General features: G+C 62.6%; 21 protein-coding genes and 3 tRNA genes. 7 read left to right on the top strand and 17 right to left on the bottom strand.

Annotated elements, in window-relative coordinates:
- Nucleotides 1-18 precede the first annotated feature (18 nt).
- Nucleotides 19-1653 carry a COG3904 family protein gene (locus NKI46_RS08465; protein WP_352745738.1) on the bottom strand — a complete coding sequence of 545 codons (1635 nt, stop codon included), beginning with the start codon at nucleotides 1651-1653 and terminating at the stop codon, nucleotides 19-21.
- Between the two features lie 149 nt (nucleotides 1654-1802).
- On the bottom strand, nucleotides 1803-2978 hold the full coding sequence (tuf, locus tag NKI46_RS08460; RefSeq protein ID WP_352608132.1) for an elongation factor Tu: 1176 nt from the start codon (nucleotides 2976-2978) through the stop codon (nucleotides 1803-1805).
- 313 nt (nucleotides 2979-3291) lie between these two features.
- Between tuf and NKI46_RS08455 the strand changes: the two genes are divergently transcribed.
- Entirely contained in the window at nucleotides 3292-4179 is an 888-nt protein-coding gene (locus NKI46_RS08455; protein WP_023738904.1) for a DMT family transporter, read from the top strand.
- A 63-nt stretch (nucleotides 4180-4242) separates the two neighbouring features.
- Here the strand turns inward: NKI46_RS08455 and NKI46_RS08450 are convergent, their stop codons facing one another.
- On the bottom strand, nucleotides 4243-4500 hold the full coding sequence (locus NKI46_RS08450; RefSeq protein WP_023667446.1) for a GlsB/YeaQ/YmgE family stress response membrane protein: 258 nt from the start codon (nucleotides 4498-4500) through the stop codon (nucleotides 4243-4245).
- A gap of 131 nt (nucleotides 4501-4631) precedes the next feature.
- On the opposite strand from NKI46_RS08450, the gene NKI46_RS08445 reads away from it, so the two are divergent.
- On the top strand, nucleotides 4632-5108 hold the full coding sequence (locus NKI46_RS08445; RefSeq protein WP_023738905.1) for a YidB family protein: 477 nt from the start codon (nucleotides 4632-4634) through the stop codon (nucleotides 5106-5108).
- On the opposite strand, the gene NKI46_RS08440 is transcribed toward NKI46_RS08445, so the two are convergent.
- The 4 genes from NKI46_RS08440 to NKI46_RS08425 form a co-directional block, all read right to left on the bottom strand.
- Nucleotides 5105-5251, bottom strand: coding sequence for a hypothetical protein (locus tag NKI46_RS08440; protein ID WP_023738906.1), 147 nt, complete (start codon nucleotides 5249-5251; stop codon nucleotides 5105-5107). The genes NKI46_RS08445 and NKI46_RS08440 overlap by 4 nt on opposite strands.
- A gap of 43 nt (nucleotides 5252-5294) precedes the next feature.
- Nucleotides 5295-5368, bottom strand: a tRNA-Gly gene (locus NKI46_RS08435).
- A 28-nt stretch (nucleotides 5369-5396) separates the two neighbouring features.
- Nucleotides 5397-5481 (bottom strand) — tRNA-Tyr (locus tag NKI46_RS08430).
- Nucleotides 5460-5693, bottom strand: a complete 234-nt coding sequence (locus NKI46_RS08425; RefSeq protein ID WP_023738907.1) for a hypothetical protein — start codon at nucleotides 5691-5693, stop codon at nucleotides 5460-5462. The genes NKI46_RS08430 and NKI46_RS08425 overlap by 22 nt, the downstream gene beginning before the upstream one ends.
- On the opposite strand from NKI46_RS08425, the gene rlmB reads away from it, so the two are divergent.
- A complete protein-coding gene (gene rlmB / locus NKI46_RS08420; protein WP_023738908.1) occupies nucleotides 5692-6543 on the top strand; it encodes a 23S rRNA (guanosine(2251)-2'-O)-methyltransferase RlmB in 852 nt (283 codons plus the stop codon). The genes NKI46_RS08425 and rlmB overlap by 2 nt on opposite strands.
- A gap of 66 nt (nucleotides 6544-6609) precedes the next feature.
- Here the strand turns inward: rlmB and NKI46_RS08415 are convergent, their stop codons facing one another.
- The 3 genes from NKI46_RS08415 to gcl form a co-directional block, all read right to left on the bottom strand.
- The gene (locus NKI46_RS08415; protein WP_023738909.1) at nucleotides 6610-7497 is read right to left on the bottom strand and encodes a 2-hydroxy-3-oxopropionate reductase; all 888 of its coding nucleotides are present in this window, start codon (nucleotides 7495-7497) and stop codon (nucleotides 6610-6612) included.
- 158 nt (nucleotides 7498-7655) lie between these two features.
- Nucleotides 7656-8453: a hydroxypyruvate isomerase gene (hyi, locus tag NKI46_RS08410; RefSeq protein ID WP_352745733.1), complete on the bottom strand. Its 798-nt coding sequence runs from the start codon at nucleotides 8451-8453 to the stop codon at nucleotides 7656-7658.
- 168 nt (nucleotides 8454-8621) lie between these two features.
- Nucleotides 8622-10403, bottom strand: coding sequence for a glyoxylate carboligase (gcl, locus tag NKI46_RS08405; RefSeq protein ID WP_352745730.1), 1782 nt, complete (start codon nucleotides 10401-10403; stop codon nucleotides 8622-8624).
- Between the two features lie 204 nt (nucleotides 10404-10607).
- Between gcl and bhcR the strand changes: the two genes are divergently transcribed.
- Together bhcR and NKI46_RS08395 are read left to right on the top strand one after the other, a co-directional pair.
- Nucleotides 10608-11426, top strand: a complete 819-nt coding sequence (bhcR, locus tag NKI46_RS08400) for an HTH-type transcriptional regulator BhcR (protein WP_023681470.1) — start codon at nucleotides 10608-10610, stop codon at nucleotides 11424-11426.
- 47 nt (nucleotides 11427-11473) lie between these two features.
- Nucleotides 11474-11836, top strand: a complete 363-nt coding sequence (locus tag NKI46_RS08395) for a hypothetical protein (RefSeq protein WP_352625814.1) — start codon at nucleotides 11474-11476, stop codon at nucleotides 11834-11836.
- A 76-nt stretch (nucleotides 11837-11912) separates the two neighbouring features.
- On the opposite strand, the gene NKI46_RS08390 is transcribed toward NKI46_RS08395, so the two are convergent.
- From NKI46_RS08390 to NKI46_RS08380, 3 genes are all read right to left on the bottom strand, one after another.
- Nucleotides 11913-12218 (bottom strand): BA14K family protein, encoded by a 306-nt coding sequence (locus NKI46_RS08390; protein WP_023738913.1) that lies wholly within the window; start codon nucleotides 12216-12218, stop codon nucleotides 11913-11915.
- Nucleotides 12219-12485: 267 nt separating this feature from the next.
- Nucleotides 12486-12698, bottom strand: coding sequence for a hypothetical protein (locus NKI46_RS08385; protein WP_352745727.1), 213 nt, complete (start codon nucleotides 12696-12698; stop codon nucleotides 12486-12488).
- A gap of 170 nt (nucleotides 12699-12868) precedes the next feature.
- Nucleotides 12869-13036: a hypothetical protein gene (locus NKI46_RS08380; protein ID WP_023710564.1), complete on the bottom strand. Its 168-nt coding sequence runs from the start codon at nucleotides 13034-13036 to the stop codon at nucleotides 12869-12871.
- Nucleotides 13037-13194: 158 nt separating this feature from the next.
- Between NKI46_RS08380 and NKI46_RS08375 the strand changes: the two genes are divergently transcribed.
- A tRNA-Thr gene (locus tag NKI46_RS08375) sits at nucleotides 13195-13270 on the top strand.
- 126 nt (nucleotides 13271-13396) lie between these two features.
- Here the strand turns inward: NKI46_RS08375 and NKI46_RS08370 are convergent.
- The 4 genes from NKI46_RS08370 to NKI46_RS08355 all read right to left on the bottom strand — a co-directional run bounded on the left by NKI46_RS08370 (nucleotide 13397) and on the right by NKI46_RS08355 (nucleotide 17416).
- Nucleotides 13397-13924, bottom strand: a complete 528-nt coding sequence (locus NKI46_RS08370; protein ID WP_352745724.1) for a DUF2569 family protein — start codon at nucleotides 13922-13924, stop codon at nucleotides 13397-13399.
- Nucleotides 13925-14093: 169 nt separating this feature from the next.
- Nucleotides 14094-14783, bottom strand: coding sequence for a TetR/AcrR family transcriptional regulator (locus tag NKI46_RS08365; RefSeq protein ID WP_023738915.1), 690 nt, complete (start codon nucleotides 14781-14783; stop codon nucleotides 14094-14096).
- Nucleotides 14784-14852: 69 nt separating this feature from the next.
- Entirely contained in the window at nucleotides 14853-16280 is a 1428-nt protein-coding gene (locus NKI46_RS08360; protein WP_352745721.1) for an amidase, read from the bottom strand.
- A gap of 101 nt (nucleotides 16281-16381) precedes the next feature.
- Nucleotides 16382-17416: an extracellular solute-binding protein gene (locus tag NKI46_RS08355; RefSeq protein ID WP_023738917.1), complete on the bottom strand. Its 1035-nt coding sequence runs from the start codon at nucleotides 17414-17416 to the stop codon at nucleotides 16382-16384.
- A gap of 285 nt (nucleotides 17417-17701) precedes the next feature.
- Between NKI46_RS08355 and NKI46_RS08350 the strand changes: the two genes are divergently transcribed.
- Nucleotides 17702-20659: a caspase family protein gene (locus NKI46_RS08350; RefSeq protein WP_352653810.1), complete on the top strand. Its 2958-nt coding sequence runs from the start codon at nucleotides 17702-17704 to the stop codon at nucleotides 20657-20659.
- The last annotated feature ends 18 nt before the right edge of the window (nucleotides 20660-20677 follow it).

The raw sequence follows: 20677 nt of genomic DNA, 5'->3' as shown, positions 1-20677 counted from the left end.
CATGACGATAGGGCACGATCAGCCATTGGACGACGGCACCACGCGGCAATTCTCAGGTTTCGGCGCCGATCTGCAGATGCTGGACCCCGTCAGCGCATCCACCGACTGGCGCCCGGTCGTCAGGCCGACCTTCAGCATCATGTCGGGTTCGAGCTGACGCTCGACCGAACTGCCCTGGAGCGCCCTGAACAAAGCGGGGCTGATCGCCATCTCGTCGAGGTAAGACCTGACCGCCTGCTTCTGCCCCATCAGATAGAGGCTGAGCCGCGCCTGGGAACCGACAAGCCGTCTGGCGCCACCGGCCAGCATGAGCGCGCAGGCCGAATCGCAGTCGCCGTCGCCATGGACGCTCAGTCCGGCATAGGCGCCTTCCTTGGCCAGGCAATTCCACTCTGCCGGGTCGCAGTCGACGAAATCTGTGCGGGCAACGGCAACGTCGAGCTTCTTTTCATGGATGATCCGGCCCGCCGCCAGGGCGCCGGAGAGGTCTCCGCCTCGCGAGCTGATCACCACCGGCAGCCGCCGGTTGCCAAGCGTGGCGAGCAATTGGCTGAGTTTCTGCGGCGTCTGAGGCGTAATCGCGCCTTGCGCTGCAATCCATTCCGGGCAGTCGGGATTGCAGAGCGGGTTGCTGCCGCGAACCACGACAAAGCGCATGCCGTCATCGTGCGGCGCGCTCTCCGGCTTCAGCGGCAGCGGCGCAGCCTTTGCCACGTCCGGCAGGCCGCCGGCTGGCTTGTTCTCCGGTATTTCCCGGCAATTCGGAGCCGGAAGGTCCAGCCTGCACAGGCTTGCGCTGGTCAGCAGATCTGCAGCGTCTTCGCTGGTGACCAGCTTCATTGTCAGCATGTCGCTGAGGTCGATCTGCTGGATGTCGCTGGCCGGCGTGCTCTTCATCGTCTCGATGATGCTGAGGTCGACACCCATCTCCTTGAAATAGGCGGACAGCTTGCGCTCCACCCCCTTGCTCATCTCGTAGGTCTTGTAGCTGCCGGTGTTCTTGCGGCTGACGACCTTCTTGCTGATGACCCGCTTCTTGCCTTTCACGATCCGGTAGCGGACCTGATATTGCACGTTCATCTGCACGATCGTGGTGGTGATCTGGTGGACGCCGAGATAGGCCAGCGGCCCGACCAGGCGCCTGGTGCCGCCGGCCAGCATCATTGGACAAGCGGACGCGCAATAGCTGCCGAGCACATAGGGGCTGCCGATATAGTGCGCGCCTCTGGCGTCGTTCTCCTTGCAGTTTTTCATCCCCGGCTCGCAGCCGACGAACCACGTCCTGCCGACCGCGATGTCGAGCTTGTTCTTGCGTATCATCCGGCCCATGGCGATGGCCGCATCGACATCGCCGCCCGGAGAGTTGATGACGATCGGCAATTTGCGGCCGCCGAGCGTTTTCAGGGCAGCCTTGAGCAGCGCCGGCGACTTGGCCGATATCGCACCCTCGGCCGATATCCATTCCGGACAGGTCGGCTCACAGCCCGCCGCGTCGCTGCGCACGACGACGAACCGCATCGGCGGATCCGGATCCGGCTCTGAATTTTTTGTCTCGGCCGCGAAGGCGGCGCTGCCCATGGCAAACATCGACGCCAGGCAGATCAGCCCCAGTGCCCACCATGACCGACTATGCAAACGGTGCTGTGGAACCATCCGACCAAGCCCTCAATGCAATCTATACTGTAGAGGCTCACAGACTTGCAACAGAGATTGGGACCCCAAAACAGGCACATCTGGCCAACGAAAAAGGGCGGCCCGAGGGCCGCCCCTATCCCGTTTCGATCCGGCGATGCCGGGCTCGATTACTCTTTGATGGTGACGACGATGCCGGCACCGACGGTGCGGCCGCCTTCACGGATGGCGAAGCGCAGCTTCTCTTCCATGGCGATCGGCACGATCAGCTCGACATCGACCGTGATGTTGTCGCCGGGCATAACCATCTCCGTGCCTTCCGGCAGCGACACGATGCCGGTCACGTCGGTCGTGCGGAAGTAGAACTGCGGACGGTAGTTGGTGAAGAACGGCGTGTGACGGCCACCTTCGTCCTTGGTCAGGATGTAGGCTTCGGCCACGAACTTCTTGTGCGGCTTCACCGTACCGGGCTTGGCCAGAACCTGGCCGCGCTCGACGCCTTCACGATCAACGCCACGCAGCAGCGCGCCGATGTTGTCGCCGGCCTGGCCCTGATCGAGCAGCTTGCGGAACATCTCGACGCCCGTGCAGGTCGTCTTGGTCGTCGGACGGATGCCGATGATTTCCAGTTCCTCGCCGACCTTGACGATGCCGCGCTCGACGCGGCCGGTCACGACCGTGCCACGGCCCGAGATCGAGAACACGTCTTCGATCGGCATCAGGAACGGCTTGTCCAGCGGACGAACCGGCGTCGGGATGTAAGCATCGACCGCAGCCATCAGCTCGCGGATCGCATCTTCGCCGATGGTCTTGTTGGAATCTTCGAGTGCTGCCAGCGCCGAACCCTTGACGATCGGAATGTCGTCGCCGGGGAACTCGTTCTTCGACAGAAGCTCGCGAACCTCGAGCTCGACCAGTTCGAGCAGCTCGGCATCGTCGACCTGGTCGACCTTGTTCAGGAACACCACGATCGACGGCACGCCGACCTGACGGGCAAGCAGGATGTGCTCGCGGGTCTGCGGCATCGGGCCGTCGGCGGCCGACACGACCAGGATCGCGCCGTCCATCTGCGCGGCGCCGGTGATCATGTTCTTCACATAGTCGGCGTGGCCGGGGCAGTCGACATGGGCGTAGTGGCGCGCAGTCGTCTCGTATTCGACGTGCGCCGTCGAAATCGTGATGCCGCGGGCCTTCTCTTCGGGCGCCGCATCGATCTGGTCGTAGCGCTTGTACTCGCCAAAATACTTCGTGATCGCCGCCGTCAGCGACGTCTTGCCATGATCGACGTGGCCAATCGTGCCAATGTTCACATGAGGCTTGTTACGCTCGAATTTACCTTTTGCCATAGTCTCTTTCCTTGGACGGCCTTGACCTTCAGTTCAGTCGAATGCGGGGCGATTAGCGACTACGGCCGAAAAACACAAGTGCCTTGTGGCCGGGTGCGCTGTCCACTCGGTCTCAACCGATGATCCGATTGCGGGGATGTGGCGCTGATATAGGAACGCGCGAGCGGAAATGAAATGGGGGCTGCGGGCTCCAGCACCTGTTTGCTATTCCCGCCCATGTCCTGTCCCGCCCATGTCCTGGCCTTTGCCTGCCGGATGTGCAGCCGGCGCCTGGCCCATTGCCGCTACGGCGGCGGTCTGATTTGGTTGCCCCATGCAATTCATACCGACCTCCATACGCGGCCCGCTGTTCATGATCGTTTCGACGGGGTCGTACCTCGTCAACGACACGATGATGAAACTCGCGACCGCGGGCTTGCCGTCCTATGAAGTGCTGTTCCTGCGCGGGGTCGCGGCCACGCTATGGGGCATGCCGCTGCTGTTCCTGCTGGGCTATGGCAGGCAGATCCCTTTGATCTTCGACAAACGCGTGCTGCGCCGCAACCTGCTCGAGCTCGCGGCCATCCTCTGTTACGTCGTGGCGCTGGCCAACATGCAGATCGCCGATTCGACCGCGCTCGGGCAGATCACCCCGCTTTTGATGCTGGTCGGCTCCTCCATCCTGTTCGGCGAACGGATCGGCGGCGTGCGCATGGCGCTGATCGGGCTCGGCTTCATCGGTGCGCTCATGGTGGCCCAGCCGACCATGCAGGGCATCTCGGTCTATGCGTTGCTGGCGCTCGGCAACGCGGTATTGGCGGCGGCGCGCGATCTTGCCGGCAGGCGGATCGCGGCCGAGGTGCCGGGCATGATCGTCGCCATTTCCGCCGTCGTAGTGGTGCTGATCGGCGCCGGCGCCGCGCATCTCGTTTCCGAGCGCTGGGTAATGCCGGAAGCCCGGCACCTGCTGCTCATGGCCGGCGCCGGATTCTTCCTGATCTTCGGCCATTTCTTCATCTTCATGGCCTATCGCGTCGGTCCGACCGGCGTCGTAGCACCGTTCTACTACTGCTTCACCGTCTGGGCGGTCATCTCAGGCGTGCTGGTATTCGGGCAGTTCCCGAATGCCTTGGCGGTCTGCGGCATCCTGCTGGTGGTCGCGAGCGGGCTGACCATCGTCTCGCTTGATGAACGCAAACGCAGGCTGACCGTCGTCGCCTGACCCAAGTCAACGCGTCGAAGCAGGTTTGGCCGTCCTGCGGTCAACCAATCGGCAGACTGGCGCCTAAAGCGTTCGCTTGCCGGAGAACTGGTGATAGGCCCACAGCACGACCACCGCGCCGATGACGGCGACGATCAGGCTCCAGATGTTGAGGCCGGTCACGCCCGTGGCGCCAAAGGCGCTGAAGATCAGCCCGCCGACGATGGCGCCGACAATGCCGAGCACGATATCCATGATCAGGCCCTGGCCGGTCTTGTTGACGATCTTGCTGCCGATAAAGCCGGCGATGACGCCGAGGATAATCCAGCTGATAATGCCCATTTTTCCTCTCCATTCCCCCGCCGGCCGATCATGGTCACATGATTGTCAAAAGCTCAAGCCAACTTGAATTTCCGCCCGCATGCTCCATTGTAGCCGGCGGGACGGGCTTGGCCGTTATGGAGGATTGACCTATGGGACTCTTTGACAACGCCGTACCCGGCGGCAACATCACCAAACCGCTGATGATCGCGCTCGGCGCGCTGCTGGTGGGAAAGATGCTGAGCGGCAGAAGCGCCGAACAGACGAGTGCCGGAGAGACGGGCGAACCCCCTCAGCCTCAAACGCCAGCCCCCACCGGAACCGCGGCCTCCAGCGACGGCGGCCTGCTCGGCGGACTGGGCGGACTGCTCGACAAGCTCAAGAATGCCGGCCAAGGCAATGTCGCTGACTCCTGGGTCGGCACCGGGCAGAACCAGCCGATCAACGCCAATGATCTGGGCAAGGCGATCGGCCCGCAGGTCATTCGAGAGATCGCGCAAAGGACCGGACTGGACGAGCAGGAGTTGCTCAAGCAATTGTCCACAGCCCTGCCAGGCATTGTCGACAGACTGACGCCGAACGGACAGATGCCGCAACAGCATCAGGTTGCTTCGGCGTTTAACAACTAGGGTACACCGCCTGCTTCTGCATCGGACCGAAACGCGCCCGACGCCGCTCTGCGGTTGTCGGGCGTCGCCTTCACCACAGCCATGAACCGGTCGGCGGTCGCTGCATCGACCGGCGTGTAGACGGAAACCGGAAAATCACCCACGGCAACGTCTTGGACGTATTCGCTCAGATTTGATGGGGGAAGTTGGAGCGGGTAGCGGGAATCGAACCCGCATATTCAGCTTGGAAGGCTGCTGCTCTACCACTGAGCTATACCCGCATCGTCCTCAAGGTTCGCGGGCTGGCAGTGGTGGAGAGGGTTGGATTCGAACCAACGTAAGCTAAGCTAACGGATTTACAGTCCGTCCCCTTTAACCACTCGGGCACCTCTCCAGCCTGCCGTCGAAGCCTTGCAACGAGGCATTCTCGCCGATCAGGTCGAAACCAGGGTTTTGTCCGAAATCAGCGAAGCGCCTTATGGCGGCAAGGCCAGTGGGTGTCAACCGCACCCCAAGGCAAAATGCGCTGAATTTGACAGCCTGCCCGGCAAGCCGGCTTTCTGCCCGTATCCACAGCCCGACGACGCGGCTATAGAAGCCGGCCATGAGCAATGACAACACGCCCAAGACCGCCAAAGACACCCATTACGCCAAGCTGCGCCGCGCCCACCGCGACGAGAAGGCCGGCGGCGCGCCCGCCTTCCGGCCGCGCCAGCCGGTGCCGCCGGGCGAAAACGCCGCCGACGGGCTTGTCAGGCTCTATGGCCTGCACACGGTGCGAGCGGCGCTCGACAATCCGCGCCGGCGGATCAAAAAGATGCTGGTGACGCGCAACGCCGCCGAGCGGCTGGCGATCGCCGATCTCGCCGCTCTGCCGTTCAAGGCCGAACTCGTCGAGCCCAAGGAGATCGACAAGATCACCGGCTCGGATGCCGTCCACCAGGGCGTGCTGATCGAGGCAGAGCCGTTGAAGCCAAAACGCCTCGACGCGCTCGGCGATACCAAACTGGTGCTGGTGCTCGACCAGGTGACCGACCCGCACAATGTGGGCGCCATCCTGCGCTCGGCGGTCGCCTTCGGCGCCGGCGCGCTGATCACCACCGCGCGCCACAGCCCGCAGGAATCCGGCGTGCTGGCCAAATCCGCCTCCGGCGCGCTGGAACACATCGATCAGATTGAGGTGAAGAACCTGGCAGATGCGCTGGAACAGCTGCACGAAGCCGGCTTCCAGACCATTGGCCTCGATTCCGATGGGCCAGCGGAGCTCGAAACGAGTTTTTCAGGCGAAAAGATTGCGCTGGTGCTCGGCGCCGAGGGCAAGGGCCTGCGCCAGAAGACGCGCGAGACGGTGACGACACTCGCCCGCCTTGACATGCCCGGCGCCATCCGCTCGCTCAACGTGTCGAATGCGGCGGCGGTGAGCCTTTATGCGGCACGGAAATTCCTTGGAGGGTGAATGGTGAAATAGTGAATGGAAAAGCGTTCTTACCGTCACCATTCACTATTCACTATTCACCATTCGCTATTCACCCACTTCATGCCCCGCCATCCGCTCCAGCGCACGAACCAGCGCTGAGTGATCCTCTTTTGCCCCGCCATTCGCCGAGCATGAGTTGAACAGCTGCTGCGTCGTCGACGTATTGGGCAGCGAGACACCGAGTGCCTTGGCGCCTTCCAGCGCCAGATTGAGATCCTTCTGGTGCAGTTCGATGCGGAAGCCCGGCGCGAAGGCGCGCTTTATCATGCGCTCGCCATGCACCTCGAGGATGCGCGATGCCGCCAGCCCGCCCATCAGCGCCTGCCGGACCTTGGCGGGGTCGGCGCCGGCTTTTGAGGCAAAGACCAGCGCCTCGGCGATCGCCTCGATGGTCAGGGCCACGACGATCTGGTTGGCAACCTTGGTGGTCTGGCCGACGCCGTTCGGGCCGACAAGCGTGATGTTCTTGCCCATCTTTTCGAACACGGGCTTGGCGCGCTCGAACGCCTTGTCCTCGCCGCCGACCATGATGGTCAGCGACGCCGCCTTTGCGCCGACCTCGCCGCCCGACACCGGCGCGTCAAGATAGTCGCAGCCGAGATCGTTGATTTTCTTGGCGAAAACCTTGGTCTCGATCGGCGAGATCGAGCTCATGTCGATGACCAGCTTGCCCTTGCTCAGGGCGGAAGCGACACCGTTCTCGCCGAACAGCACCTCGGCTACCTGCGGGGTGTCGGGAACCATGGTGATGATGATATCCGCGGCCTTCGCCACTGCCGCGTGGCCGGTGATGCTTGTCAAGCCCTTGGCGACGAGATCGGCCGGCTGCTTCGAGCGGTGGTCGCTGGCGACGACGGTGTAGCCGGCATCGAGCAGATGCCCCGCCATCGGCGCGCCCATGATGCCAAGGCCGATGAAGCCGATGGTTTCCATTGTTGTTCTCCAAATGACTGTGTGAAACGCCCCCTCATCCGGCCGCTACGCGGCCACCTTCTCCCCGTTGGGGAGAAGAGGCTGGCGCTAACCTCGGCGATCTCTTCTCCCCTCGGGGAGAAGGTGGCCCGAAGGGCCGGATGAGGGGGCTGCGACGCCTAAGCCGCAGCACTCCCCTGCCCGTTAAGCTCTCTGAACCACCCCAACCCGGCCTCCGTCCCCGCCTTCGGCTTGTATTCCGCCCCGACCCAGCCGGAATAACCAATCCGGTCGATATGCTCGTAGAGGAAGGGATAATTGATCTCGCCCGTCCCCGGCTCGTGACGGCCGGGATTGTCCGCAAGCTGGATATGCGCGATGCGGCCGAGGTTGGCCTCGATGGTACGGGCGAGATCCCCCTCCATGATCTGCATGTGATAGATGTCGTATTGCAGGAACAGGTTCTTCGAGCCGACGCGCTCGATCAGCGCCAGCGCCTGGTTCGAATAGTTCAGGAAGAAGCCCGGGATGTCGCGCGTATTGATCGGCTCGATCAAAAGCCGGATGCCGGCCTGCTCCAGTTTCTCGGCCGCAAACGCCAGGTTTTCGGCAAAGGTATTTTCCAGCACCGAACGATCCACGCCCTGCGGCGCGATGCCGGCGAGGCAATTGACCTGCTCGCAGCCCAGCGCATGGGCATAGCTGATCGCCTTGGCGATGCCTTGCCGGAATTCCGGCACGCGGTCGGGTAGCACCGCGATGCCGCGCTCGCCCTTGCCCCAGTCGCCGGCCGGCAGGTTGAAAAGCACCTGGTTCAGGCCGTTCTTCTTCAGCCGCGCCGCAACGATCTCGGGCGCATGATCATAGGGGCCGATATATTCGACGCCCTTGAAGCCGGCGCGGGCGGCGGCATCGAAACGGTCGAGGAAATCGTGCTCGCCAAAGAGCATCGACAGATTGGCTGAAAAACGCGGCATTCTTTTTCTCCATCTTCTGCTTGGCCCTAGGCGTGTTGAGATTCAGGTCAGGCAGAGTCGAAAACGGTGACTTTCGAGAACCGGAGCGGAACGTACTTTCTGTACGTGAGCACCGGAAGCGCAGGAAGGCGCCGTTTGCAGGCCTGTCTCACCTGAATATCGGCGCGCCTAATCGAGCAACACAATCGCCGTCGGCGCATCCTCATGGCTTTCGGCAAGGTCCTCGAATTCGGTGATCTTGTCGATTTCCGTGCCCATGGAAATGTTGGTGACGCGTTCGAGGATGAATTCGAGCACCACCGGCACCTGGTATTCCTTCATCAGCCGCTGCGCTTCCTTGAACGCGCCGGCGAACTCTTCCGGCTTGCGCACCCGCACCGCCTTGCAGCCCATGGCTTCGGCGACCGCGACATGGTCGACGCCGTAGCCGGCCTCCGGATCGTTGGAGCGGTTGACGTTCTCGAAGGCGAGGCTGACCTCGAAATCCATCGCAAAACCGCGCTGCGCCTGGCGGATCAGGCCGAGATAGGCGTTGTTCACGACGACGTGCATATACGGCAGTTTGTGCTGTGCGCCGGCCGCCAGTTCCTCGATCATGAACTGAAAATCATAGTCGCCCGACAGCGCTACGATGGTTCGGTCGGGATCGGCGGCGCGCACGCCAAGCGCCGCCGGCAGCGTCCAGCCGAGCGGGCCGGCCTGGCCGCAATTGATCCAGTTGCGCGGCTTGTAGACATGCAGGAACTGCGCCCCGGCGATCTGCGACAGGCCGATCGTGGTGACATAGGTGGTGTCGCGGCCGAACGCCTTGTTCATCTCCTCATAGACGCGCTGCGGCTTCAGCGGCACCTGCTCGAAATGCGTCTTGCGCTTCATCGTCATCTTTCGGGCCTGGCATTCCTTCGCCCAGCCCGACCAGTCGCGCAGCTTTCCAGCCGTCTTCCACTCTGTGGCGACGTCGAGCAGCATCTTCAGTGCCGCACCGGCGTCCGAGACGACGCCGAGATCCGGCGCGAACACCCGGCCGATCTGGGTCGGTTCGATGTCGACATGGATGAATTTCTTGCCCTTGGTGTAGACATCGACCGAACCGGTGTGGCGGTTGGCCCAGCGATTGCCGATGCCAAAGACGAAATCGGCTTCCAACATCGTCGCATTGCCGTAGCGATGCGAGGTCTGCAGCCCGCACATGCCGGCCATCAGCCGGTGGTCGTCGGGGATCGCGCCCCAGCCCATTAGCGTCGGGATGACCGGCACGCCCGTTATCTCGGCGAATTCGATCAACAGATCCGACGCATCGGCGTTGATGATGCCGCCGCCGGCGACGATCAGCGGCTTTTCCGCGGCATTGAGCATCGCCAAGGCCTTTTCGGCCTGGGCGCGCGACATTGCCGGCTTGAACGGGACCAGCGGTTCATAGGCATCGATATCGAATTCGATCTCGGCCAATTGCACGTCGACCGGCAGGTCGATGAGCACCGGGCCCGGTCGCGACGAGCGCATCAGGTGAAATGCCTTCTGCAGCGCCATCGGCACGAGATAGGGCTCCATGACCGTGACCGCCCATTTGGCGACGGGTGCGGCTATGGCGGCGATATCGACCGCCTGGAAATCCTCCTTGTTGAGCCGTGCCCGCGGCGCCTGACCAGTGATGCACAGGATCGGGATGGAGTCCGCCGCCGCCGAATAGAGCCCGGTGACCATGTCGGTGCCGGCCGGGCCCGACGTGCCGATGCACAGCCCGATATTGCCTGATTTGGCTCTCGTGTAGCCTTCGGCCATATGCGAGGCCGCCTCGACATGGCGCGCCAGGATGTGGCGGATCGAGCCCCTCGCCTTCAGCGCCGAATAGAACGGATTGATCGCCGCGCCCGGCACGCCGAAGCCGCAGGAAACGCCTTCCTTTTCGAGAACGAGAACCGCTGCATCGACAGCGCGCATCCTGGCCATGTCCAGCCTCCTCAAGATTGTTGGTTGGTAGACAATGCCAGTGTCGTTTTCATTTTTCAATTTTTTCAGAATAATTTTTCATTTCGAGAAAACCGCTTCTATCCACTGATTCCCCTGGGTTTTTCGTTTTCCAATGAATCCGGCCATCAAAACGATGAAAAAGTTTTTCATTGCGATTTCGGCGAAACCGGCGACAATGCCGCCATGGAAACCAGCGAAAAACGCCAGCGCGGCCGGCCGCGCGCTTTCAACGGTCCGTCCGAGGCCGGTTCTGTACAGTCGCTGGACCGGGCCTTGCGCATCCTGGCCATCGTCGCTGAAGGCAGTGGCCTGTCGCTGAGCGAGATTTCGGCGCGTAGCGAGCTCGCGGCGTCCACCGCCTACCGCATGCTGACGACGCTGCAGAACCACGGCATGGTCGAGTTCGATACATCGGACCAGCTGTGGTCGATCGGCGTCGAGACCTACCGCATGGGTGCCGCCTTCCTGCGCCGCCGCAAGCTTGTCGACAGGGCCCGCGTGGTCATGCAGGAATTGATGGAGAAGACCGGTGAAACCGCCAATCTCGGCGTCGCCGAGGACGATTGCGTCGTTTTCGTCAGCCAGGTCGAGACCCATCAGGCGATCCGCGCCTTCTTCCGCCCGGGCACGCGCAGCTCCTTCCATGCCTCGGGCATCGGCAAGGCGGTGCTGGCGCAGCTCGAGCCGGAACGCGTCGCCGCCATCCTGCGCAAGTCGGGCCTGCAGCGCTTCACCGACAAGACGCTGTCCGACATTTCGGCGCTGGCCCATGACCTGGCTGTCATCAAGCACCGCGGCTGGTCGGTCGACGACGAGGAGCGGCATCCCGGCATGCGCTGCGTGGCCGCCGCCATTTTCAACGAGTTCGGCGAGCCGATCGGCGGTGTCTCGGTCTCCGGACCGACGGTGCGGGTGACGATGGAGCGGCTGGACGAGATCGGGCCGCTGGTGCGCGACGCCGCCGCTGAGGTGACGAGGATGATCGGCGGGTTCCGATTATAATGCGGAGAACGCTTCAGCTTTTGCTCGCCGCTTCACTGTGCGGATGCGTGGCGACGGCGCCCGAGCCCGCCCCTGTCTCCCAGCAAGTCAGCGAGATTCCGATCTCGCTCGCTTTGGAGGAGACAATCACGATCGGCATTCGCCAGCATTTACATGATCCTGTATCCGCCAAATTCGGGACGATGCTTGCCGGCGAGCGAACGCTCGACGGCCGCCGCGAAATCCTGGTCTGCGGCCATGTCGCTGCAAAGACGTCGTCCGGTGGTCATACAACAGACCAACCGTTCGCCGCCAAGATCTATCCGGATGAAGGAAGCAGCTTCGAACTCATCGCCATGGGGGATCAATCGCAGAATGCGAGTGTTGCCCGCATCTGCCGTGCAGCGGGATTGCCGATCTCCAAACCGTAGCCCGCACCGCGGCGCGCTCAAATCAGGAAGGAGGGGCTGCGTACAGCCCCTCCTTTCCGTGTGGGGGTGCCTCCTCTTAAAGGCGGCAATAGTGGCGGTAGCCGTCATAGCCGACATAGGTGTCGGAGTACGGATCGTAACTGGCGTAGCGGTTGGCGCAGCGGCGGACGTGCCAGGAGCCACCCTCGTCGTCGACATAGACGGTGCGGGGCTGATTGAGCAGGCTGCCGAGGACGAAGCCGCCGACGCCGGCGGCGATGCCGATGCCGATTTCGCGGTTGTGGTGATGGCTGTGGGCGGCCGACGGCTGGACGGTGCCGACCAGCGAGGTGGCGGCGACGGTGCTGGCGATGAGGGCAGAAGCGATTTTGCGCGTGAACATGACGATCTCCTTGTTTCGTTGCGAGAGGCGATCCATCCGCCTCTTGATCATCAGTCGCGGCGAGCAGGAAAAAGGTTCGAGGTTTTTGAAGATTTTTCTCTCGGACCAGAGAACTTTCTGCGGTCGACGTTTCGTCACTCGCGAAATCTTCGCGCGACAGCGCTGAAATCTTATGTTGCCGGTAACCGGGTGGCCCACATCAGTGGCGCCGTCGCTCGCAAAAAAAGGGCGGCCGAAGCCGCCCTTCCGCGAGGCAGGTCGTCTCGCTCAAAGGAAGATGATCACTTTCCCGTGGTGATGATGATGCTTGTGGTGATGGTGCTTGTGGTGATGGTTCCACCACCACCAGGGCTTGTCGTGATGCTTATGGTGATGGTGGTGATGATGGCCGTGAGCGGAGGACGACTGCAAGGTACCGGCGACCGCGCCAGTGGCGAGGAAGATGGCGACCAGGCCCGAAGTAAGAGTGCGCTTCAACATGATGATCTCCTGAATCCCTGGTCGAGGCGACCATTTGCCTCTGGAGATCAGTCGTCGCGGTGCGGCGAAAGGTTCGAAGGTTTCAGCGAGTAGCGAGTAGCGAGTAGCGAAATGGCTTTCGGGAGTTAAGACTTCCCTATTCGCTACTCCCTATTCGCTATTCGCTCCCGTCACCCCATGCCCGTAACGTGCCGCAGCCAGAAGGCCAGCACGATGAAGCCGATGATGGTGGCGACGCCGGTCCAGTCGATCTTGGCGCTCTTCACATCCTTGATGAGCTTCACCACGAGAAACCAGGCGATGACGACAAGCGGCAGGATGATGACAAGTCTGATCATGCGACACCCCGTTCGATGCGTTTGCACCTGAGAGATATGTAGGGATCGCATTGGCGGTTTTCAGGATGGCGGCCCGCCCACCTCGGCGGGGTCCATTAGCGATCGGAAACGGAGTTTTGTCTTTACTGGCGCACGAAATATGCTAACCGGAGCGCCGTGCCCTTGTAGCTCAGCTGGTAGAGCAGCGGTTTTGTAAACCGAAGGTCGGCGGTTCGATTCCGTCCGGGGGCACCACCCTTCGCTCTTCGAGCTTCGGGTGGCAGGCCACTCGAAGCTCGTTAGACGAAGGAGGACTGCCGACGGTTCTGTTCGGCGGAGCTGGCAGCACGACATCAGGCCAACTCGCAGCCGTCGGACCTTCTAGGAAAATGTGGCAGCCTGTATGGCTGCCGTATCGCCGAACGTGTTCCTCACCCTGACCGACCTGTAGACGTAGGCGGCCCAGATCCCTGTGACTATGAAGGATGCCAAAGGTGTAACCAGAGCTCCTCCGGCAAGCAAACGGTTTACCGGGACACCAAGCACAGTCGATATCCAAACTGTGTCCAGTACGAATAAGAGAGGGATCGCAAACCACAGACATATGAACAGCTGCGGAAAGCGGTGGCTTCGCCGCAGCATCGAAACAAGCACGACCAGCTGAAGCACCAGAAATGCCAGATTGAGGGCTGCCTCGCCATAGATGGCCAAGGCCCCGTTGGGCACTGTAACAAGCTGTTGGTAGGTTTTGACCAGACTGGCCATATCGACAACTGTGCGCAACGGCGAAAGGGACAGGCTGATCGCCAGCAGGATCAGCCAGCCGCCGAACCCCACGAGGTCATCTGGGCTCTGTGAGGATTTGCGCGACGACCGGACGGCGAAGAAAACCGGCACGCCAATCAGCAACAGAAGTATCGCCCAATGCCACATTTACCCACCCTCGAATGCATCCCTGGGTTGTTTAGCTCGCACCTTTGGATTGTGCAAGCGTTTTTACAGAGATCAAGGCATCGTAGAGATTTTCGGGTTTAGGTTTGCAGAGGACGCTTTCCGTCGCTCGCGATTTGGCCGCCTCTCACCCCAACTCAAAATGCCGTGGAAACGCCTGGTGCAGCAGGAGCAGCATGGTCTTGCGCAGCACGTCGGTGTCGCGGCTGGACGGGTTGAGATGGTCCCAATACCAGGCGCCATGCACCAGATAGTTCAGGCTCTCCGACAGCGTGTCTATGTCGACGCCGGTGTAACCGCCGCTGCGGGAAATCTCGATCAGCAGTTCGCGCGCTTCGGCCGTGTAGGCGAGATCGCTCGGCAGGCCGATTTCATTGTAGATCTGCATGCTCTTGCGGTCGCTGGAAAACACGACGAAGACCGAAACCCATTTCGGATGCTGCCGGGCAAAGCGCTGCGCGCAGTCGACCGCGCCCAACACCCGCTCCACCGGCGACAGGCCGGGCGCCCGCACCAGCGTCAGCCACAGCGCGTCATATTGGTCGCTGAGATATTGCAGGACGGCCCGGAACAGGTTCTCCTTGCTGCGAAAATGAAAGACCACCAGTGCGTTGGACGAGCCGACATGCCCGGCAATGCGCTGCATGGTGACGCTGGCCAGCCCCTCCTCCGCGATGAGCTCGATTGTGGCGTCGATGATGCGCTGGACCCTCGCTTCGCCGCGCTCGCGCCGGCGGTCCTTGGGCGCGGCGTCGTTCGCCGCACCCTTGGCCGCCTTGCTTTTTCCCGCATCCGGAGTGGCTATGCGTTGCGCCATTGTCGTCAGGCCTTTCCCCGGCGGCCGAAACATCCCGCCGCTGCCTTGGCATGCCGGCGCCCTGCGGACTCACAGCGTCGGGCGTGTCCCGGCATTCGTGTACCACTGACCACGAGCCGTCTCATAGGCCATACCCGCCCGGAACACGTCAGCGTCGCTATAGGTGCGGCCGACAATCTGGATGCCTGTCGGCACGCCGTTGGCGGCGCGGCCCGACGGGATCGACAGAACCGGGCAGCGGCTCAGCATGTTGAACGGCGTCGTCATCACCCAGCCCAGCGACGGGTTCACCTCTCGTCCATTGATCTCGACCTTGCCTTTGGTCTGATCGAATTCCGCCGGCACTGCGGGAAGCGCATTGGTCGGGCAGATCAGCACATCGTATTTTTCCAGCAACGGCCCCAGCGTCTGGTACATCCTGGCCGCCACGTCCAAAGTTGCGACAAAGTCCGTGGCCTTCGACTTCTGGCCGTCCTGCGCAAACTGCCTGGCATAGCTGGTCATGTCCTTGCCGTGCTTGGCGAGCAGCGGCGACAGCGAGGCGCCGAAGAGATGTTCGAGATAGGCCATGCCGGCCTTGAGCACCTCGTCGCCCCAGCCGAGGTCCACCTCCTCGACGGTGGCGCCGAGCGAGCGGAACACATCGCAGGCAGCGAGCGTGTTCTTGCGCACGTCCGCATCCACCTCGAAGGACCCGAGATCCATGGAGAATGCGATCTTCCAACCCTTGATCGGCTTGTAGTCGAGCGGCAGGCGCAGTTTCGGGCGCAGCGTGGCGATGTCGAGCGGGCTCGGCCCGGCCATGACGTTCTGCAGCAGGATCGCATCCCCGACGTTTCGGGCCAAGGGCCCGGTGTGGCAGTAGAAATCGAGATTGAACGGCGGCTCATCGGGATTGCGGCCGTAAGGCGGCTTGAAGCCGACCAGGCCGCAGGCCGAGGCAGGGATGCGGATTGAGCCCGCTATGTCCGAGCCGGTTGCGATCGACGACGTGCCGGAGGCCAGCGTTGCCGCCGAACCTCCCGACGAACCGCCCGGCGTGAAATCCGGGTTCCAGGGGTTGCGCGTGACGCCCCAGCGCTTCGACCAGGTATAACCGGCGCAGCTGAATTCGGGCGTCGCCGTGCGGGCGTGGACGATGCCGCCGGCCTTCATGACACGCTCGTTCATCGTCGAGGTATGGCCGCCAAGCGCGTCCCCGGACAGCAGCGAGCCATGCGAGGTCGGCTTGCCCTTGATGTAGTTCTCATCCTTGATGCCGATCGGCAGGCCCTCGAGTGCGCCGGTCCTGGCGCCCCTGGCGTATTTCGCTTCGGCTTTTCTGGCGAGAGCCATCGCCTCGTCGAAATGCGTGAAGGTAAGGCAATTGATCGTCGCCTTGGTCGCCTCGGCGCGGCGGATGGTGGCCTGCATCAGTTCCACAGGCGACAGTTTCTTCGCCTTGAACAGCCGCAACACCTCGCTGGCCGGCATGTAGCAAAGGTCGAGATCGGACATCGAAAATCTCCCGCGGCGGCTTTACGGCATCTGGCATTGGCGATGGCAGGGCCGCGATCCGCGGCCCGATGTTTGGTGGTCAGCTTCGGCTGGCGGGCCCGCTATTTCTGCAGATCGGTCCAGATCCTGGTGTAGAGCGCCTGGACGTCTGCGGGACAGGCCGGCATGAATTGGCCCTTGTCGGCAAATTCGGCCGGAACATCCACTTCGGGCGCGCCCTTCATATCGGCCGGCAGGAAGGGCTCGGAGCCCTTGATGCCATTGGCGTAGTGCGCGAAGGCCGAGATCATCGCTGCATTCCTGGGGTCCATGATGAAATTCTGGAAGAGCTTGGCGTTCTCGACGTTCTTGGCATCCTTGAGCACCGCGACATTGTCCATCCAGATTGGAAAGCCCTCCTTGGGATAGCCGTAGACGATCTTGTCGTTCTCCAGCCGCTCGCGCAGCGATATGCCGTTCCAGTTGACGCCGGCGGCAATGTCGCCCCTGCCGAGACCGTCGACGGCCGCATAGTCGAGCGACAGCCATTTCGCTTTCGCCTCGATGAGCTTGTCATGCACCTTCTTCAAGAGCACCTTGTCGTCGGTGCAGTACTTACCGCCCTCATAGGCAATGGCGAGGAACATGATGTCCCCCATTTCGGGCACGACATTGATCTTGCCGACGAGTTTCGGCGGCGGATCGAGGAAAATCGCCGAGGTGTTCGGATCGCCCGCATAGATCGATTTGTTGACCGAAATTCCGGTCGTGCCCCATTGCCACGGCACGGAGTATTTGCGGCCGGGATCGAACGGCACGTCGACCCATCTCGGATCGACGTTTCTAAAGTTCTCCATCTTGTTGGGATCGGTTTCCAAGAGCAGGCCTTCGCTGATCCAGATCGGCATCACGCTGGCCGATGGAACGACGATGTCATAGCCGGAAGCGCCCTGGCGGACCTTGGCCAGAGCCGTATCGTTGGAGTCGTAGTCGGTGACGGTAACCTTGACCTTGTAGGTCTCCTCGAACTTCTTGATCAGGTCCGGGCTGGTATAGTTGCCCCAATTGTAGATCTGGAGTTCGCCTTCGGCGTGGGCAATGCCGGTCATCGCCAGCAGCGACAGGCCGAGCGCCGTGGCGGTCGATTTCAACTGCATGCTTGTGTCTCCCATTGTTGGGACCGGCGGGATTGCGCCTCGAGTCCCTAAGTTCCCTTCGTCCTGGTGATCATTCACCGGCGAATGCCGGCTGACCAACTCGGTATCTCGGGCAACGGTATTAATTACTAAACATACAGTCAATATCTTTTAGGGACACAACTGCATCATCGGCACCGGCAGTGCGCCGGCGAAGCCGACATGATATGGTCAAGGTTGGGCCATTGATGAATTGGGGCAAGCCGTGGCGTGAGCGCCGCAGCCTGCAGGGCTTGGATCACGGTCATGCGCCTTTTTCTGGCGGTCGTGCTGCTGATGACCATGGCGCTCTTCTCCGCTGCGCGCGGCGAAGAGCGGATAGCGCTGGTTGTTGCCAATCCGGCCTCTGAGGGCTCACCGGCAATCGCCAACGCCGACCTCAGTGCCGAACTCGTTGCAGCGACACTACGATCGCTTGGCTTCACCGTCCGGCAGGTGTCGGATGGCGACCGCGCCGATGTCGCGCGCGCCATGCATGATTTCGCCCAATCCCTGGCCAATCCGGACTCCGTCGGCATCTTCTACTATGTCGGCCACACCGCGCAGGCCAACGGCAGGAACTATTTACTGACGCGCGGCACCCGGATCGATTCAAAGGAAACGGTCGACCAGATGGCATTGCCCCTCGATCTGTTCATGCAGGCGCTCGAGGCAACCCCGACATTGAAGGTGGTTCTGCTCGACATTCCCGGCGATGGCCACAACCCTACTTCCGGCGTGATGCAGGGTCTGGCGGCGGTCGATCCCCTCACCCACGCCATCGTCGCCCTGTCGGCCAAACCCGGAACCGTTGCACTGGACGAAGCCCGCCCCGTCACCGTATTTGCCGATGCGCTCACCGCTGCGCTGGTCAAGCGCGGCGCGGACATAGCCATCATCCTCGCCTCGGTCAGGCAAACCACTATCGACAAAACGTCAGGCGCCCAGTGGCCATGGATGGCATATGGCCGCTCGGCAGACGCTGCCTTTGTGCTGACGCCGGACCAGGTGGCCGGCGCGGCACCGGCGCTGCCGCTTGTGCCGGAACCGGCACCGCCGGCGATGGCGAGCGGCGGCTACATCTCCGGGAGTGGGGGTTGGGAGCCTGACGGCAGCGACCACGCCGATGACAGCGGTCAGGAGCCCTACCCCATGGACGTTGCACCGGGCTCCGGCAGTCCCGATGCCGCGATGGGCGACAGCGCCAAGGAGGCGGCGCTCTACGAGGAATACAAACGCCAGGAACAGCAGCGCCAATTGCAGGAAGAGCAGGCTCGGCAACGATACGAAGAGGAAAAGCAACGTCTTGAAGACGCAGCTGCGGCCGCTGCCCAGAACAATCTCGGCGGGACCTATCCGCAGGATGGCGGAGCCACCGGCGCCGAACCGCCCCCCGATAAGGCAGGGATCCCCCCTGAGGACGGCATGACATCGGCCCCGCCACCCGCGACCGGCGCCGAAAGTCCGCCGGAGGCGCAGGCGCCACCGAAACCAGCGCCGCCGCCCATCGACCAGGCGCAAAGCCCTCCTTCCGGCGGCGCCCTTCCACAACCCGAGACGGGCGCTGTCGAGGTGGTGCGCCATCCAACCATCGATGCGCCGGATGAGATTGTCGCCGGCGAGACGGTGACCGTTTCGATCGCCCTTACCGAAGAGCAATTCACGCCCGAAGTGAAGGTGAAGGCAGCGCCGGGCTCGTCGGTGACGGAAGATGGCGCCCTGGCCATGGCGATGCCGGCAGGAGCCGAGCAATGGCCGATCGACATCGATCTGTTCGCCTCCGGCTTCGATCTCACCGACGGCGGCAAATGGAGCCGGCGGACGACGCTCTACCGCCAGGGCGACAGCGACTTCGTCCGCTTCGGCGTCAAGGCGCGGCCGATCGCCAAGGAAAGCAAGCCGTCCCAGTTCATCGCACGCATCTACAGCGCCGGGAGGTTCCTCGGATCGGCGTCGCGGTCCGTTGTCATCCGTCGCACAGCGCCTGTCGATGCAGCCGCTCCGAGCGCCACAGCCGAACGCTCCGCAGCACCTGCCATGCTGATGCTGGCCGCTACACCGCCGCAACCGGCGGTGACAGGCGATGTCACGCTTGGTGGCGCGGGCGGCGATGACGTTCCCGATCTCGACGTGACCATCCTCTATGACGATCCGAGCGGGCTGGGTTCGGGGCAGATCATCATCCATTCGCCGCATCTGGCCGGTCCGGTGACCGATACGTTCTCGACGCCACCTGAGATGGCGGCGTGGCTGGACTCCGAATACCGCCGCCTGCTGCAGCTCGGCCTGAGCTTGCGCGGCGCGGTTTCGCTGCAGCAGCCTGCCGCAAGCAGCGATCCGGGCGCGCAAAAGCGCTTTGTCACGCTGGCCGCCGAAGGTTTTGGCGATGCGCTCTACCGCGACTATGTGCCGAAAGCGTTCAAGGACGTGTTCTGGTCGCTGCGCGGCAAAGGCGAGCTGCATTCGATCCAGATCACCTCGAACAGCCCGACACTGCCCTGGGAATTGATCCGTCCGCGCAGCGTCGACGGCGCTATAGCCGACGGTTTTCTCGGCATGGGCTACCGGCTGGCACGCTGGGCTCCGCGCAGCAGTGCCTCACAGGTCGACAACCCGCTCGACCGCATGACCTTCACCGGCGTCGCGGCTGTCGCGCCCTCCTATGTCGACAAGCAGTCGCTGCGCTTCCAACAGGACGAGATCGCGGCGCTGAGCAAGCTCGCCGGCTACCGCCGCTTCGATGGCGATTTCATCTCCTTCGAAAAACTGGTCGGCGAAGTCTCGACCGGTTTCATTCATTTCTCCGGTCATGGCGAGGTCAACCAGCCGAACAGCGGCCGGCCGGTCTTTGCCATCGATCTCGTCGACCAGTCGCTCGACCCCGATACATGGGCCGCGCTGGTCGCGGCCGCGCATGGCAAGGGCAATCCGTTCTACTTTTTCAACGCCTGCGACACCGGCCGTTCGCAGATGCTCGGCGGCTTCGTGCAGGGCTGGGGTCCGGCGGTGCTGGCGGGCGGCGCTTCCGGCTTCATCGGCGGCATGTGGCCACTGACCGACCGTGCGGCAGCGGCCTTCTCGACCGATTCTATGGCGGCATCAGCACGCGGATCAAGGACGGGCCGGTCTATCTGGCCGAGATCCTGCAGGATGTCCGCAGAGAATTCTACCAGACCGGCGATCCGACCTATCTCGCCTACACATTCTAAGGCAGCGCCAACCTGAGGATTGTCGCGCAGTAGG

The sequence above is a fragment of the Mesorhizobium sp. M0615 genome (genome assembly GCF_040320805.1).
Classification (GTDB): domain Bacteria; phylum Pseudomonadota; class Alphaproteobacteria; order Rhizobiales; family Rhizobiaceae; genus Mesorhizobium.
Note: the sequence above shows the minus strand (reverse complement) of the source record. Positions and strands in the feature narration are given on the sequence as shown.